16 protein-coding genes are annotated in these 16,200 nt (G+C 59.6%); all 16 read left to right on the top strand.

The window, feature by feature from the left end; genetic code table 11:
- Positions 1 to 6: 6 nt before the first annotated feature.
- On the top strand, positions 7 to 2,238 hold the full coding sequence (traD, locus tag CSE6_RS21840) for a type IV conjugative transfer system coupling protein TraD (protein ID WP_059441478.1): 2,232 nt from the start codon (positions 7 to 9) through the stop codon (positions 2,236 to 2,238).
- Positions 2,235 to 3,011 carry a TIGR03747 family integrating conjugative element membrane protein gene (locus CSE6_RS21835; RefSeq protein WP_059441477.1) on the top strand — a complete coding sequence of 259 codons (777 nt, stop codon included), beginning with the start codon at positions 2,235 to 2,237 and terminating at the stop codon, positions 3,009 to 3,011. Before traD ends, CSE6_RS21835 begins: the two co-directional genes overlap by 4 nt.
- Positions 3,012 to 3,034: 23 nt before the next feature.
- Entirely contained in the window at positions 3,035 to 3,349 is a 315-nt protein-coding gene (locus tag CSE6_RS21830) for an RAQPRD family integrative conjugative element protein (RefSeq protein WP_059441476.1), read from the top strand.
- Between the two features lie 18 nt (positions 3,350 to 3,367).
- On the top strand, positions 3,368 to 3,610 hold the full coding sequence (locus CSE6_RS21825) for a DUF3262 family protein (RefSeq protein ID WP_059441475.1): 243 nt from the start codon (positions 3,368 to 3,370) through the stop codon (positions 3,608 to 3,610).
- Between the two features lie 26 nt (positions 3,611 to 3,636).
- Positions 3,637 to 4,020, top strand: a complete 384-nt coding sequence (locus CSE6_RS21820; RefSeq protein ID WP_003055198.1) for a DUF2976 domain-containing protein — start codon at positions 3,637 to 3,639, stop codon at positions 4,018 to 4,020.
- A gap of 1 nt (position 4,021) precedes the next feature.
- Positions 4,022 to 4,450: a TIGR03750 family conjugal transfer protein gene (locus tag CSE6_RS21815; RefSeq protein WP_238585764.1), complete on the top strand. Its 429-nt coding sequence runs from the start codon at positions 4,022 to 4,024 to the stop codon at positions 4,448 to 4,450.
- A complete protein-coding gene (locus CSE6_RS21810; protein ID WP_003055196.1) occupies positions 4,450 to 5,190 on the top strand; it encodes a PFL_4703 family integrating conjugative element protein in 741 nt (246 codons plus the stop codon). The genes CSE6_RS21815 and CSE6_RS21810 overlap by 1 nt, the downstream gene beginning before the upstream one ends.
- Positions 5,191 to 5,195: 5 nt before the next feature.
- Positions 5,196 to 6,284, top strand: a complete 1,089-nt coding sequence (locus CSE6_RS21805; RefSeq protein WP_059441474.1) for a TIGR03749 family integrating conjugative element protein — start codon at positions 5,196 to 5,198, stop codon at positions 6,282 to 6,284.
- A 7-nt stretch (positions 6,285 to 6,291) separates the two neighbouring features.
- Entirely contained in the window at positions 6,292 to 7,710 is a 1,419-nt protein-coding gene (locus CSE6_RS21800) for a TIGR03752 family integrating conjugative element protein (protein ID WP_059441473.1), read from the top strand.
- Positions 7,697 to 8,182: a TIGR03751 family conjugal transfer lipoprotein gene (locus CSE6_RS21795; protein ID WP_059441472.1), complete on the top strand. Its 486-nt coding sequence runs from the start codon at positions 7,697 to 7,699 to the stop codon at positions 8,180 to 8,182. The genes CSE6_RS21800 and CSE6_RS21795 overlap by 14 nt, the downstream gene beginning before the upstream one ends.
- Positions 8,179 to 11,028 carry a conjugative transfer ATPase gene (locus CSE6_RS21790; protein ID WP_059441471.1) on the top strand — a complete coding sequence of 950 codons (2,850 nt, stop codon included), beginning with the start codon at positions 8,179 to 8,181 and terminating at the stop codon, positions 11,026 to 11,028. Before CSE6_RS21795 ends, CSE6_RS21790 begins: the two co-directional genes overlap by 4 nt.
- Positions 11,025 to 11,471: a TIGR03757 family integrating conjugative element protein gene (locus tag CSE6_RS21785; protein ID WP_003055187.1), complete on the top strand. Its 447-nt coding sequence runs from the start codon at positions 11,025 to 11,027 to the stop codon at positions 11,469 to 11,471. The genes CSE6_RS21790 and CSE6_RS21785 overlap by 4 nt, the downstream gene beginning before the upstream one ends.
- Positions 11,472 to 11,533: 62 nt before the next feature.
- Positions 11,534 to 12,763, top strand: a complete 1,230-nt coding sequence (locus CSE6_RS21780) for a TraU family protein (RefSeq protein ID WP_059441470.1) — start codon at positions 11,534 to 11,536, stop codon at positions 12,761 to 12,763.
- Between the two features lie 20 nt (positions 12,764 to 12,783).
- Positions 12,784 to 14,166 (top strand): integrating conjugative element protein, encoded by a 1,383-nt coding sequence (locus tag CSE6_RS21775; RefSeq protein WP_019042342.1) that lies wholly within the window; start codon positions 12,784 to 12,786, stop codon positions 14,164 to 14,166.
- Positions 14,163 to 14,576 (top strand): hypothetical protein, encoded by a 414-nt coding sequence (locus CSE6_RS21770; protein ID WP_059441469.1) that lies wholly within the window; start codon positions 14,163 to 14,165, stop codon positions 14,574 to 14,576. The genes CSE6_RS21775 and CSE6_RS21770 overlap by 4 nt, the downstream gene beginning before the upstream one ends.
- 5 nt (positions 14,577 to 14,581) lie before the next feature.
- Positions 14,582 to 16,198, top strand: a complete 1,617-nt coding sequence (locus CSE6_RS21765) for a conjugal transfer protein TraG N-terminal domain-containing protein (RefSeq protein WP_059441468.1) — start codon at positions 14,582 to 14,584, stop codon at positions 16,196 to 16,198.
- Positions 16,199 to 16,200: the final 2 nt, after the last annotated feature.

Here is a 16,200-nt window from a genome sequence, read left to right as displayed (position 1 = left end):
GGGACCATGGAAGGCGTGCTGAGGCCGCCAGTCGAAGCATTGAGCGCAGCCACAGCTTTTGGGATTGCTGGCGTAGCTGCAGCCGCGCCATGGGCGCTGATGATGCCCCACTCGCTGGGCGCCGTCTCGGGCGCAATCGCTGCCGGCTTCGGTTGCGTGCGTGCGCGCCAGGCGTTCCAGGTCTATAGCTATCAACGCGGGCTGAAGTTCACCAAGATGACGCGCTTGGCCCCTCACAAGCTTCCTGTCAATCTCAAGGAGCATCTCTACCTGGGCGAAGGCTTTGAGTGGACGCAGTTGCACACCCAGCGCTTGCTGGACGCGCGTGAGACAGATGTTCAGCGCTTCGTGAAGGCCTCGCCAACAGAGCTCAAGCTCGCAGCGACCGGCGAAAAGATGCGCAAGTGGGCGCAGGCCAAGACCGACAGCCTGCTGGCCAGGGTACTGGAGCGTGCGCTTGATGTCGGCGGTACCGCCAACCCCTTCGCCACGGGCGTGGACCTGGGCGGCAACCCTGTGCTTCATGGCGTGGGAGTGCAGAACGAAAGGCCGGTGGTGTTGCGCCAAGGCTCGCGCTCTGGCCACTTGCTGGTGATGGGCACGACTCGCGTGGGCAAGACGCGCCTCTTGGAGCTTCTGTGCTCTCAGGACATTCATGCCGGTCATGTGGTGATCGTCATCGACCCCAAGGGCGACGCGGAGTTGATGCTTCGCATGCATGCTGAGGCACGACGCGCTGGTCGCCTGGATCAGTTCTATATGTTCCATCTGGGCTACCCGGAGATTTCTGCACGCTACAACGGCATTGGCAATTTCGCGCGTATTACCGAAGTCGCTGGCCGTGCCACGAATGCGCTGCCCTCCTCGGGCAACTCGGCTGCCTTCAAGGAGTTCAGCTGGCGGTTCACCAACATCGTGGCTCAGGCCCAGGTGGCACTCGGTCGCATTCCGACCTACGAGACGCTGCTCAAGGACGTGACTGGCATTGACCCGCTGTTCATGGACTACGCGGGCATGACGTTTCGCAAGCTCGCGATTGACCATCCCCAGCGCTTCGGCAGCTATCAGGACCGCCTAGTGGAGCTGGAGCGCGCTATCGTGGCAAAGAAGGCTCCGGTTCCAAGGAGCCTGCAGGATCGTTCGCCCGATCAGGTGGCGATGTATCTGCTCATCAAGGAAGCACGACTGGACGACAAGGTACTGGTCGGCCTGGCGGCCGCATTCAGCTACGAGCGTTCGTTCTACGAAAAGATCATTGCCAGCCTGGGGCCATTCCTCGAAAAGCTCACCTCCGGCGCGGTGGGCAAGCTCATCAGCCCTGACTACTTTGACCCGAACGACAAGCGGCCGATCTTCGACTGGATGACAGTGTTCCGCCAGGGCGGCATCGTGTATGCCGGCCTCGATGCCTTGTCTGACTCCGTGGTTTCGTCTGCCGTGGGTAATTCCATGCTGTCCGATCTCGTTTCGACCGGCGGCAAGCTCTACAAGACAGGCCTCGACCCACACGGCGACGGGAAGCTGCAGCTGCCGACTGTGTGTTGCCATTTCGATGAGGTCAATGAGATTGCAGGTCCCGAGTTCGTGCCCATGGTCAACAAACTGGGCGGATCTGGCTTTCGCATCACTGCATACACCCAGTCGATGTTTGACATCGAGGCGAAGGTTGGTGACAAGGCCAAGGCTGGCCAGATCCTCGACAACTTCAACCACCTTTGCATGCTACGGGTGCGCAGCAAGGCGACAGCGAGCCTGCTGACGGACCAGGTGCCACAGGTCAACGTGACAGTGCTCACGCCAGTATCGGGCGTGTCGGACACGGCTGCCCAGGGCAATGGCGTCGATTTCACCAGCCAGAACAACGACATAGCGAACAAGTCGAAGGCGCCGCTGATCGAGCCTTCTGACGTCCTCTCGTTGCCACAGGGTCAAGCGTTTGCGCTGCTGGAAGGCAATCGCTGCCACAAGATTCGTATTCCTCTGGCTGATACCAAGGACGACCCGTTCATACCAGCTTCGCTCAAGGCGGTTGCTGAGGACATGAAGCGCCGCTATCGCACGAGTGAGACGTGGGCCGCAGAAACCGACTGGCTCAGTACACAGCCCTTGGGCGCTGGTGCAGGTGGGCTGATCGATACGGATCTCGCTTCTGCCTTTGATGACGATATGCCTGGCTACGCCATGGCAGGCGCAACTTCGTCCGCCGTGGCCGGCAACGTGATGGGACCGCACTCATGACGGCTCCGAACTCGCCCGCCAGAAAGCCAAGCACACACGGCCCTGTTAGCGTGGCCGTGTTGGTTGGCTTTGGACTATTCAGTGTGACAGTGTCCTCGTGGCTCATCGGCCTGGTGATTGAAATCGGCGGTGGCTATTTCTTCTGGCGTGGCCAGGGCATCCGCCATGCCCAGGAGATGGTGCAGCAGGATCTGCGCTATATCGCAGCCGCTCCACGCAGTCTGCTAGTGCCAGACACCGTGGACTTTTCGCTGCGCATCGTGAAGTGGGTACGTATGCCCTACGAGCGCCTTGGTGCGCTGCGCTGGTATCAGCGCAACTTGGCCGCCCAGCAGGCTGGTTCAGATGCGGCACTGCCTAGCTTTCTGGGTCAAAGCGCGCAGCCTCAACTCAAGGGTTTGGCCAAGGCTGGTGCGTCGTTCATCTACATGCTCAGCGAATGGGTGGTCATCAGCATGTTTGTCCTGCAGGACGTTCTGCTGCGCCTCTGCACTGCAGTTTTTGCACTCCCAGCATTTGCCCTTGCCTGCCTGATGGGGGTGATCGACGGGTTGGTGCGCAGGGACCGGCGCCGTTGGCAAGGCGGCCGCGAATCCTCGTTCGTCTACCACCACGCCAAGCGCTATGTGGGATGGGCGCTTACAGGCGGCTTTGGCTTGTACCTGTCCTGGCCGTTCGGCGGCTTCAACCCAGCCTACATGGTTCTGGTGTTCACCGTGCTTGTGGCATTCACCCTATCGACAACGGTAGGTGCGTTCAAGAAATACGCATGACATTGATTTTGAAGGAGATATTGATGAAACGCTCACGACATTCGTTCTTTTCCCTCTTGGTGATTGGAGTGCTCTCCACCACGGCGATGGCCTGGGCAGATGTTGCCGACGACGAGCTGGAGCGCGAGCGCTTGGCGCGCATCGCTGGCGAGATCGAGCAGGTGCAGTTGATGGTTGCTGATGCGGAGAAAGCCGCGCCGACCGGCCAGCGCGTGAAGTTCCGCTACGACTGGCTGCAGCGCGACCTGGAGCTGCTGCGCCTCGGCGTAACGAACCACGTGGATGCACCTCGCCAGCCTCGCCCAGTCGCCCCATTGCGTGGTGACTATCGGCAATAACCAAAACAAAAACAAACCATGCGTTCAGAAATGGCGACGGCATTCGTACAAGGCGCCGGCTTCAATCCTCAAAACTTGAAGTACCTGATTTTTGTCTTGGTGTTTGCGATGGTGTTTTCTGTCGGTGCATGGCTCGGGACACTGATATTGAAGGCCTTTGGGGATGGAGAGCTGGATACATCGGAGGCCATGAGGGCATGTATTGGTGTCGCTATTACCGTTTTATTAGTGACCGGAGTGCTTGGATCAATCATCCTATAGAAATCAATTAATCGACTGGAGAAATCATGAAGAAACACTTGAAAAAAATTAACTCTGGCATCGCATCTATCGCATTGGCTCCGGTTGTGCTGCTTGCAACCTGCCCTGCTTTTAGCGCTCTGCCAACAATTCAACCTCCTGCAGGTGGAAGTATCGGCGGCGGCACCACACAAGAAGGCGATATTCTTGGGATCATAGGCGCTTATCTGAAACTCGGATTTACCATCCTGGGGTTGGTCCTTGCGGTTGCCGCATTTTTATATGTGGTAATTGCTTCGCTGCAACGCTATCGCGACTACACCAAAGGCACTATTCAGCTTGGCGATCTAAAAGAGCACGTAATTGTTAGCGTCATTATTCTCAGCCTCGTGGTGTTGATGGTCAATTACGCTACTCAGACACTGGCCTGACATGACAGCGAAAGACACCCGTCCTCAAGGCATGGCCATTGCTTCGGCTCCGCTGACCGATCGCGTGAACTCTGAGCCACCTATTATCAACGGCATGGCAGCAAGCGAAGCCGGGTACATTGGGGCCGTGTCTTTCGCTGCCAGCCTGTTTGTCGGAGGCGTGGTTGCATATATCTCTGGACTTTGGATCACTGTTCCAGTTATATGCATTATCGTGCCTTTCACAGCGCTGTGGTATTCATCACTGTACCTGCAAGAAGTAAAGAGAAACCGCCCTGAAGGCTACTACCTTCATTGGATGCATTTTTTTCTCGTGTCGCACAACTTGGCCAAGCCAAAATTTCTGGTCCATGACGGCCGGATGCAATTGGGTTGCAGCTATCGCTTGAATTCGATCAGGGCTGAAGCCAAATCATCGGAAACCAAATAATGAGCAGTGGTGATTATCTGGACGCACTTGCGTCCGAGCGCAGCCATAGCGCAAAGCTTACCAAAATCATATTTGGCATAGTAGGGCTGGCAGTGGCTGGCATGTGGTTCGCTTCGCGCGTTCCAAAGAATATCGACTTGCATGTCGCGCCAGATATTAAGGCGGGTGACACGATACGGGTTATTGATGGGCAGTCTCCAGTGCCGTCTACAAATGCCTACGGTTTTGCGTACTACATCTGGCAGCAGATTAATCGCTGGCAAAGCGATGGCTCTCAAGACTATGGCAAGCAGATTTATGCAATGCAGTTCTATTTGACGCCTCGTTGCCAGGCGCAACTGCAAACCGATATGCAGCAGCGTCATGCCAAAGGCGAGTTGCGCCGCCGTACTCGCCAGATCAGCGAGATCCCCGGATTCCCGTACAGCGAAAACCGTGTGATCCGTGAAGGCTCGGATGCTTGGACGGTGCTGCTGGACATGCAGGTTCAGGAGACCTTCGCAGGGCAGCCGGTCAAGGACGTATTCATTCGGTACCCGCTGCGCGTGGTGCGCTTCGATGTGGACCGTGAGCGCAACCCTTGGCGTCTGGGCTTGGATTGCTTCGGCAGTAGCCAGCCCGCACGCCTCAATCCTGCGGAGCTCAAGCCTGGCGCGCCGGTTCAAGCGGACCTGAAAGCACCGCGTCTGCCCGGAACTATTGCCCCTTCGAGCCTGCCTCGTGACACCTCTGTCGATTGATCCACATGATCCAACGTCGTTCTCTTTCGATCTGCCTCCTGGTCGCCCTGCAGCTTCTGCATGGCAGCGTCGCTGCTCAGCAGGTCGAATCGCTGGCGGGCAGTACCGAGACGCCCGAGTTCAATGAGCCTATTGACCTGGGCCAAACGGGTGCAGCAGCTGCAACACCAGCTGCAGGAGCCAATGCAGGACGCGCCCCAGCTGGCGGGCGCATGGTGGCAGGCGTTAGCGTGCCCGCACCGCTGGCGAATACAGCCGTAGGTTCCGCCAGGCGCGCAGCTGCCGAAGCGTCTCTTCGCCGCGTTGGCCCGGCTCCTTTGACTTCTGGCCCCGCCGAGCGTGCTGTGTTTGCGCGTGAGCCAGTCCGGGTGAATCTGACGGTCGGCCAGGAGCGCCTTGTGACCCTGCCAGCCGATGCGTTGCTGCGCATGCCCAGTGACATGGATAGCGTGGCGCGTATCGAGACGATCGCCGGCACGATCTATGTGACTGCGCTTGTGCCATTCACGGCGATCCGAATCATTGCCGAGCTTGTTGATAGCGGCCAGCAGATTCCGATGGATCTGATTGCGGTAGCCGCTCCAGACGCCAAAGACTCCAAGGGCAAGGTCGTGTCCACGCAGTCCGCTAAAGGCGAGCTGCAGGTTTCTGTGATCGAGCCCGCGACCGTGCCGAACCCCATTGGTGGAGCTGCATTGTCTGGTGGCCAGTCTCAACAGCAAGAGAGCGTTGCTGCGGACATGGTGCAGCTCACTCGACATGCTGCCCGCCAGCTCTACGCACCTCGACGCTTGGCTGGTGGCACGCCAGGTGTGAGCCAGGTTGGCGTAGGAACCGAGCCCGTGCCGACACTGTTCCGTGGCGCTGCCGTGGACGCTGCGCCCGTAGGCCAGTGGAAGTCGGGAAACCTGTATGTGACTGCGGTGCGCGTCACCAACCGCTCGCGCTTTGCCCTGGAGCTGCCCTTGGAGAGCTTGCGCGGGCGCTGGCTCTCGGCCACTGCCCAGCATGGCCGGATCGGTGCTGCTGGTACAGACACCGACACCACGGCGGTGTACCTGGTGTGCGATCGCACTTTCGAGTCTTGTCTGTGAGGCACCCATGGCAGTGAAAAGCAACAAACTCACCCCTGTTCTTGTCATCGTGGCCTTCGTCATCGTCGGCTCGGTCATGGTCATGCGCCAGAACAATGTGCCGACCGCTGCGCCAATGGCAGCGGCCCCGCTGCCCAAAACGGCAGGCGCCGATGAGGACACGCCCAGCGAGACGCTGGCCACAGTGGTCGCGGCCAACAAGGATCTGCGAGCAGATATTCAGGACGTGCTCCGTGCTAACCAGGATTTCAGCAAGCGCCTGGAGCGCTTGGAGAAAGGTACACCTGCAGGCACTTCTTCTGCTGGTGCTGTCGGTGGTACCAGCAATGACACAGATCCAGCCCCAGTCGATGTCTTTAAGCCCATTGGCGACGCCATCGACTCTGTTACGGGGCTTGGCTCGAATGGCGCCGGCGGAGGTCATCGTCCCGTTGGTGGCTCCCAGGATCTAGGCTTGTCCGGTGGCAGCACTGCCTATAAGGTGGTTCCGCCCATGGGCTACACGACCGAGACAACTCAGCTTCAAGGGAAGATGGTTACGCGCTACGTGCGGGTAGCCCCGGACGGCACGCAATCCATGCCCAGTGCTGTCAGCGCGGCCCAGGCCGCACAAGCTGCTCAGGCCTCTCAGGCGGCCACGAAGCCGCAACCCGTGGCTTATTTCACGCTGCCGGAGAACTCCACGCTGGCGGGCGTCACCGCGATGACCAGTTTGATCGGCCGTGTGCCGGTCAATGGCCGTGTGACGGACCCCATGCAATTCAAAGCCATGGTCGGGCGCGACAACTTGGCCGCCAACGGCTGGGATTTGCCCGAAGACCTCGCCGGGATGATCGTTACCGGCGTGGCCGTAGGCGATATGGCGCTTTCGTGCACCGAGGGAAAGATCCGCAGCATGACTTTCGTGTTCAACGATGGTGCGATCCATACGGTTTCGGCGCGTCGTGCGCCGCAGACCCAGGCAGGTGCCGGCGTCACAGCCATGGCTACCAATGGTTCCACAGACCTTGGATTCATCAGTGATCTGTACGGCAACCCCTGTATTCAAGGCAAGTTCGTGACCAATGCGCCGGCTTACCTGACCGACATCATTGGTGCCAAGGGCTTGGGCGTGGCCGCCGAGGCCTTGGCGCAGGCCCAGACCAGCACCATGGCCAGCAGCAATGGCACCACATCCTCGATCACCGGAAACGCCGGTAGTTTTGCACTGGGCCGCATGGGTTCTGGAGCCACCGATGAGCTGGTGCGCTGGCTGACTGAGCGCCTCAAGAGCTCGTTTGACGCGGTGGTCACGCCCGCTGGCCAGCAACTGGTCGTGCATCTGGACCGCCAGATCGAAATCGACAAGCCCGCCAACCCAAGAAAGATCGTGCACCGCACGCAGTCCCCCAATGTCCTGTCTGGAGCCCGCTATGGCCTCGAATAATTCCCTTCTTCTTGCCATCGTGCTTCCCGCGCTACTGGCTGGTTGCACGGCTATTGGGTCGCGCGAGTCTCCGCTGAAGGAAGCTACGGCTGGCAGTCCGACCCTGGTGGATGTGTATCGGGGCAAGTTTCAGCCCCCGGAGTCGGCAGCTTCCTCTCGTGAGACGGCGCGGGACCGCCTGGAGCGTGCGTCGAGTGCGCGCCCGATCGCGCGTGGCGACGAAATGACGCAGCGCTACTGGTCAGCCCTGGAGCCTATGCAACAGCGCTTTGCACGCGTACCCAACCCGGATCTGGTCATGGTGGTCTACCCCCACCTGGCCAAGGGTCGTTACCCCGTGCCTGGCTATGTCACGGTTTTCCCAATGTATGAGTCAACGGAGTACGCCATGCCCGGTGAGGTGGCCGAAGAGCTGCAACAAGGCCGCGCCGCATTCTCACGCAGCCGCACTGCTCGGGAGGCTGGCCAATGAGCGGATTGCTGGAAATGCTGGGCCTGTCTGGTGGCACCAGAGGCAAGCACAAGCGCCGGCTCATGACGGCCGCCGACCGCAAGCAGATGGCCGCCCGTCCGCCCTCCTTCACTGAGCTGCTGCCTTGGGTAAAGTTTTCACCCAAAGACCGCAACTTTGTGATGCGCGACGGCAAGACCTTGGGCGCGCTGTTCGAGCTGGGAGCTGTGGCTACGGAGGCACAACCACTGGAGTACCTGCAGGAGCACTGCCGCAAGATTCAAGAGGCCATCCAGGCGATTCCCGAGGTCGACTCTTCGCCTTGGGTGGTCCAGTTCTTCCTGAGCGATGACCGAAACATCGACGGGCTGAACCAATACCTTCACGACTACATCCTGTCCCAGCACAAGGACGCCAAGCGCGCGCAGGCCATCATCGAATCGGAATACACGCAGTCCGTGCTGAAAGAGTTCCGCAGTCACCTGTCGCAGGTTTCCCGAGAGCAAGGGCTGTTTACCGACACCTTGGTGACGGGCCAGACGTGGCGCGGCCAGCAGCGCCGTGTTCGCTGCTGTATCTATCGCCAGTTTGATGACTTGGTCAATGAGCGCCGCTTGGCCGAGCAGCAGATGGAGGCTGTGGCCACCACCTTGCTTGCCACGCTGAACGAAGCCGGCGTAACGGCGCGGCGTGCCAACGGCAAGGACTTCTACGAGTGGATGCTTCCATTCTTCAACCGTAATGTGCCCTGGGCCAGCACGGGCGCCGAGCTGTTCCGCGGCGCGCCCTATCCGGGTGATGAGGCTCCAGAGGGTATCTATGACTGGGATTTTTCCGAGTCGCTGAACCTGTCGGAGCCCTCGTGCAACCAGGAACAAGGCTGCTTCGAGTTCGATGGCCAGCCGGTGAAGTTCCTCACGCTGCAAAACCTTCGTGCTCACCCTAGCATCGGGCACTTCTCCGCAGAAAGCAGGATTGGGAACGAAGCCTATGCGCGGTTTGACCGGCTGCCGCCTGGCTCGATGCTGTCCGTGACGGTGACGATTGCTGCGCAGTACCAGGTCGAGCGCCACGTCGAGGACATCAAAAGGGCTTCCCGTGCTCAAAACGCCGTGGCGCAGGAGACCCATAGAGAGTCGGAGCAAGTGCTCCAGCACATGGCCACCGGGGACAAGCTGTATCCGATGTTCATGGGGCTGTACCTGAGCGGCAAAACCCATGCAGATCTGGATGCGGCTGTTTCCGAGGTCAATGCCCAGCTGACGCCGACCGGAATGCGTTTCATCGAATCCCGAGAGGACCTGGTGCCGCATGACGCGTTCCTGCGTGCATTGCCATTCGCATTTGATCCCACGTTCGATCTGCGCAGCATGCGACGGTCGCGCCTGACGTTTGCGAGCCTGATCGCCGCCATTTTGCCGGTCTATGGGCGCTCACGTGGCACGGCCAACCCCGGCTTTTGGTTCTGGAATCGGGGCGGCGAGCCCTTGTGGATCGACCCGCTCAACAAAATCGACCGCAAGAAGAATGCCCATATGGTGGTGTTCGGCCCCACAGGAGCGGGCAAGTCGGCGACGTTGAATTACCTGTCCATGCTGGTCATGGCCATCCACCGCCCACGCCTGGTGATCGCGGATGCAGGCAAGTCCTTCGATCTGATGGTCAAGGACATGGCCACCAAAGGCTTGAGCGTGCATCGCGTCAATCTGAGCGGTGATACCGATGTGTCACTGCCTCCATTCGTATACGCCAGCGAGCTGCTGCAGGACAAGGAGATCATGGAGTCCTTCAAGGCAGCGGAGGAATACTTCGGCGCTGGAGCGGGCATTCCCTCCGAAGAGGATGCTGAGCTCGTCGGTGCCGAGCGACTGATGGAGTCGGTCAATGAAGTGATGGAGCCGGCTGACGCCGACGACGACTCGGACGAAGAAAAGCGCGACTACCTGGGCGAGATGCTCATCTCGGCCATCATGATGATTACGGGTGGTGAAGACGCGGAGCTCAAACGCATGACGCGCGCCGACCGCTATCTGGTCACCAGGGCCATTATTCGAGCTGCAGTGCGCGTGTCTACGGAGGGGAAGCGCCATCCTCTGACACAAGACGTTGCCCTGGAGCTGACGGCCATGGTCAAGGACGCATCTCTGTCGGAGCACCGCCGCTCGCGCGCCGAAGAGATGGGCCATTCGATGATGAGCTTCACGACAGGCCTGCGCGGCAAGCTCTTCAACCGCTTGGGCCAGGACTGGCCCGATGCCGATGTGACCCTCGTGGAAATGGGCACACTGACCAAAGACGGCTATGAGGATGCGCTCGCTGTGGCCTACACCAGCCTGCTGGACTCGGTGCAGTCGCGCGCAGAGGCCGCTCAGCATGAGGATCGCCCCCTCATCATGCTGACTGATGAAGGGCACTTGATTACTACTAACGAGCTGCTTGGCCCGAAGGTGGCCAAGGGCACCAAGATGTGGCGAAAGCTCAATGCCTGGTTCTGGCTGGCCACGCAGAACTTGAAGGACTTCCCCGGCAGCATGTCCCGCGTGCTGTCCATGTGCGAGTTCTGGATGTTGCTGACCATGGACAAGAACGAGATCGAGGAGATCGCGCGCTTTCGATCGCTCACACCAGAGCAACGCCACATGATGGAGTCTGCCGTCAAGGAGCCGGCGAAGTACACCGAAGGTGTGCTCATCAGCGCGAACAATCAGTGGCTGTTCCGAAACGTGCCGCCGGCACTGCCAATTGCGCTGGCAATGACGGAAGGCCACGAGAAGGCTGAGCGCCGCCGTCTCATGGACGAGCATGGATGCACCGAGGTTCAAGCAGCCTACCGCGTGGCGGCACGCCTGCAGGAGGCGCGCGCATGATGCGGTCATCCCTCACTGCCCTGGTGCTGGGCCTTTGCTCTCATGGCGTCCTGGCCCAAGGCTCCATCGGCCCTTCGGTGACGACCGTGGAAGTCTTCGCCAATTCGGCCACGGTGGTGCGGCCGCCGTTTCGCCAGCCTGGCTACGTGCTCAAGGTCTATCGGGTGGACGCTATGGCTCAGCTTGAGCAGCAGCTCAATGCTGGGCTGCCCAAGAACGAGGCCGACGCCATGGCCTACATGCGTCAGCACGAGGGCGAGATCCGCCGCCGCTACAAGGACCAGATCACCAATGCGGCCTCCGGCATGACGCTGGCCGTCCAGTACCGATTGGACCGGCTCCCGGCCATCGTCATCAATCGCGCCAAGGTCATTTATGGAGTTGCGGATGTGGACCGCGCCATCGAACTGTTCGCCGCGGCTCAGCAGAGGCCTTCCCGATGAAAAAACGAGCTTCCCTAAATCTCAGCCTGCGCCGTCTCGTCGCGGCCGTCAGTACGGCCTCGATGTGCGCCGTGCTCACACCGGCCACCACCATGGCAGGAACCACCACCCCGGCCATCATCGCGAATACGGCCAAGGCAGCCTTGTCTTGTGTGTCGTACTCCGTCGAGGGCGTGTGCTTCTTCTTGAGCTGCGGCTGGACCGGATGCTGGATTCGGACCTCGATCAAGATCTCCCACTATGTGCCAGATGTGGTGGTCAGCACCTACAACGAACCGCTGCGCCACCCTTGGACCGACATCGGCACGGTCGTGGCCACCACGTTGACAACGGCTGGATCTGCACTGACAGGACGGCTGCTGGACTCGTCCGCCGGCGGCCTGGACAGCAACTCGGCAATGGCGAACTTCAAAGGGGCGGATGCCATAGGCAATCCTGCCGGCATGTTTGCCAGCATGCTCGCGTCGGGGGGAATGTTCACGATGCCGAAGTCCATTGCATTTCCCACGGTTAGCGAGTTGGCCAAGTTCCCCTCGAAGGAGCTGCCGAACATTGGGCGCCAGTGGACCCAAGTGCCTGCCAGCATCGCGGAGACCGTGGCATCTGACGCCAAGGGCCTGTTGAGCTCGGAATCATTGCTGGCCAGCCTTGGAACGATCCTCAAGACCATTGAGGGCGTGAAGCAGGTGATGGAGATCGCCGAGACAGTGCAGCAGATCCAGGTAGGCATCGCCGGTCTGCAGCAGCTCTCCGAAATTCTCTCGGGCAGCACCGGAGGTGCCCTCTTCTGTCCTGGCGGAGCCAGCTATTTCAACCTGCACTTCCAAAGCGAGCTCGATGCGCCTTTCTGGCGCGGCATCGTGCCGGTGGAAATGATCTATCCGCAGGCCTGGGTACCCGGCCTGGGCGAGATCGGCTCGGGCTATACGCAGACCTGGGGCAACCTGTACCCACGTACCGGAGAAATCATCCAGTCGCATCCCGTGAAGGCTTCTGCAGTGCTAGCTGAGCGTGTCGCCTCGATCATCTACAAGGAAGCTCAGCCTCACATCTACTCGCGCGTCCAGCCCTCCGGGGGCTATCGCTACTTCAACTATGGCGAGAAGCGTAAATGGCAGATGTTGTATCCGCAGGCTTGGTCCGGGTGCCAGCAATTCGGCCAGAACGACTCGCTGTCGCTGACTTCGTTCGGGGATGGAGCCACCAGCTCCGATGACGGCTACGCCTGGAACCTTTGGCAAAAGTACACCTGCTGCCGGCGTCGTGGCGTGTATCTCTACTCCGTGCCCTGACCTCCCACTCCAATTTCACTATGACAATCGCACACTCCTCTTCTCTGCGCTTCAAGCGGATCTGCGCGGCCGTGACCTTGGCCTGCGTGCTGGCTCCGTCGGTCGTGACACCTGCAGCCGCCCAGACGATTACCTCGTCGGGTCTCTACTATCGGATGGGCGGGGGCTCGCCGATCAGCGCTGCCCCCCATCGCAGCGCCTTATCGATGCAGTTGGGTGCCGGCGTTCGCGCGAACTATTCCTGCGGGAAGTTTGACATCGGGCTCTCGTGGTCGGATCTCATGAATAGCATCCAGAACCTGGGTGCGACGATCACCGGGGCCGTGCAAGCCGGTATCTCGGCCCTGCCGCTGTATTTCCTCCAGCGCGCGCAGCCAGGCCTCTATCAGCTCTTCCAAAACTTCAGCCAGAAGGCGGATCTGCTAGTCTCTGCATCGCTGAAGACCTGTGAGGACATGGAGGCGATGATTAAGAATGGCCAGGACCCTTACGAGGAGTACATAGCCCTGGCCAAGGGTGATGCCTGGAAAGTCAAGGCCAATACGGGCGGCAGCGTGGTTAATGCCAAGCTCGATATCAACAAGAACGAGGCGGGCCAGCGTGCCGGATTGCCATGGGTATTTGGCAGCCGTGCCGGTGGGGCTGGGACCCCACCTATCCAGCCAATCCGCGACCTGGCCGTCGCCGGCTACAACGTCACCATCAACAAGGCAGCCAACTCCCTGTCGACGGCGAACTACGGCAGCTCCTCGCTGGCATCGACGCGCCTGGTCCAGGCCTTCAAGACCCCGGACGACCTGGCTCGCTGGAGCGCCGAAGTTCTTGGCGACCAGAAAATCTATATGTGCACCCAAGGCTCCGATTGCCCGAGCCCCACCATCACCTCGACGGCGACCGGCCTGGCCCCGAAATTCGAGCGCGAGCTGGATGAGGTACTGCCCACGATGCGCAATATGGGCTTCAGCACTTCAAGCAGCCATGCCGACTTGGCCAAGGTCAGCGCTCCCGGCATGGCCGTGAGCCCGCAATTGATGGACGCCGTGCGCAAGCTGCCGACCGATGTGCGGTCCGTGGCCATTAACCGCCTGGCCCAGGAGGTTGCGGTCTACAAGACCATCGACAAGGCACTGATCGCGCGTAACGCGCTGATCTCCGGTATGAGCCTGCCCGAGGCCACGGGCGCTGCTCCCGTTAGATCCGAGGTGCAGACGAAGATTGACCGCCTGACTCAGTACATCAACGACATGATGTTTGAGTTCCGCATACGGAAAGAAATGACCGGCGAGACTGCCTTGTCGATCATGGGCAACCAGCAACAAGCCGGGGCCGCGTCGATGGATGTGCAAGGCGGCACGCGTGCAGATCCTGCGCCGTTGGTCGACGGACGTGTGAGCACAAGATGACCGACGCCGAAAAAGTCGTGGAAGCGTCTGAGTCGGTTCCAAAGCGTAAGGGGCGGCTTCGTCGTTGGCTGCCCTGGCTCATCTACGGTGCCTTGATCGTTTTGATTGGCGGCACCTTATTGACCTGGCTGCTCAAGCTGGAGCCCTCACAGGTCGTCGCTGTCTCAGCGTGGTTTCGCAAGGGCGCGCAACTCGGGACGCTTACTCAGACCGCCCTGTGCTGCTGGGTGATTGTCAGTTGGCGCCCGATCGTGGCCTGGGGATTCAGACGCGGCTACGTTGCCAAGCATGAGCTGCGGGCGGTGCTGGCTATGCGCTGGCGCGTTGCCGGCATGCTGACGATGTACCTGGCACTCGTGCCAATAGGCGCGGGCAATATTGCCCGATTCATCATGGGCCTTATCTCCTGATCGATATGCAGCTCGATAGCTATCTTGAACTTTTTACGACGCTCTATGGCTGGGCATTCGCCAACCTTCTCGGCGAGATTTTGACCGGCACCGGCCTGGCAGCCCTGCCCTTCGCGCTCATTGTGTTTAGCGCCTGGCATAGCGCCAAAGAAGAAGGAGCTGGCATTAATGGTGTGCTGGCTCTCATTGAGTCGGTGCAGACCAAGCTGATTACTGCGCTGTTGGTCATGGCGCTGTGCTTCGCGACAACGCCTTTTACCTCGCTGCACAACATCAATCTCAGCTACAAGCCAGAGCAGACTGCAGATGGTTCTGAGCCCCAGGTCGTGTCGACACAGGGCGGGACGAACTCGGGCTACGACCGAGCGATGGCAGACGCGGTGAACGGCTCTTTTGCCCGATCTGGAAACCTGTCCTATGTCCCCTTGTGGTGGTACAGCGTCATGGGGCTGTCCTCTGGCATCAATGGCGCTTTTCGGGCGGGCATGACCAGCTCTGAACGCGATCTGCGCGTCGTAGCAGATCTGGCCAGGATGGCCACGATTGAAGATCCGGCTCTGTTGCACGATGTGCAGCGCTTCTACAGCGAGTGCTTTGTGCCGGCACGGAGCCAGTATTTCTCAATGGACAAGAACCAGATCTCGGCAAGCGGCCGGGGCATTCTTGCTGAGGGAAGCATCTATGGCCCCACGGATGTGGACTGGGTCGGCAGCCAGTTGTTCCGAACAGAGCCCGGTTTCTATGACGTGATGCGCTCATATAACCCGGTGCCTGGCTGGAGCATCGACTTCAATCGCGACAGCGAATACATGCAAGGTGGCGCTTCGGATCAGGGCTTTATGAACCCGGACTGGGGGCGCCCAACCTGCAAGCAATGGTGGGAAGCTGATGCTGCTACCGGAGGAGTGCGAGAGCGCCTCACCAGCAACACCTCGACATGGCGGAGTCTCTTGCAAGTCGCCCAAAACTCTATCACGTTTAACTCGACAGATGAGGCCAAGGATGCCATGGCCAAACTGGCCTTCGAGAAGGCCAACCCGACATTTGTTAGTCCTGACAAGATGCTGGGCGATGACTATGGCAAGGGCACGAACGCCTGGCGTACTGTCACAGGGGGGATTAGTACCATCGGAGTGGGTAAACAGGCATTTGAATCCTCACTCGGCATGGCTCCATTGTTGAATATGCTTCCCATGCTTCAAGCACTTGTATTGATGGCGTTGTATATGTTCCTGCCATTGATCGTAGTGATTAGTTGCTACGATTTAAAAATGATGGTGGTCGGAGGATTAGCAATATTTACGGTCAAATTTTGGGCCGTCATGTGGTTTGTAGCCCGGTGGCTTGACGCCCATTTAATCGATGCGATGTACCCAGGTTTGACCGGATCTGCATTGATGCAAGAGATTACGCAAAGCGTGAGCTCTGGTCAGCCGCAGTTGTATAAACGAATGCTCCTCAACACATTATTAGCGGTGATGTTCATCGCACTTCCGCTTATCTGGAGTTCCATGATGGCGTGGGTCGGCTATCGTGTGGGGTTTGAGAACTCCAGTATTAACAAGGCTGACAATCTTTCTGACAAAGCAGGCAAAGGCTCAAGCATTCGCTTAAAGCGGTGATC

It is taken from the genome of Comamonas sp. E6, from assembly GCF_001010305.1.
Classification (GTDB): Bacteria; Pseudomonadota; Gammaproteobacteria; order Burkholderiales; family Burkholderiaceae_C; genus Comamonas; species Comamonas thiooxydans.
Note: the sequence above shows the minus strand (reverse complement) of the source record. Positions and strands in the feature narration are given on the sequence as shown.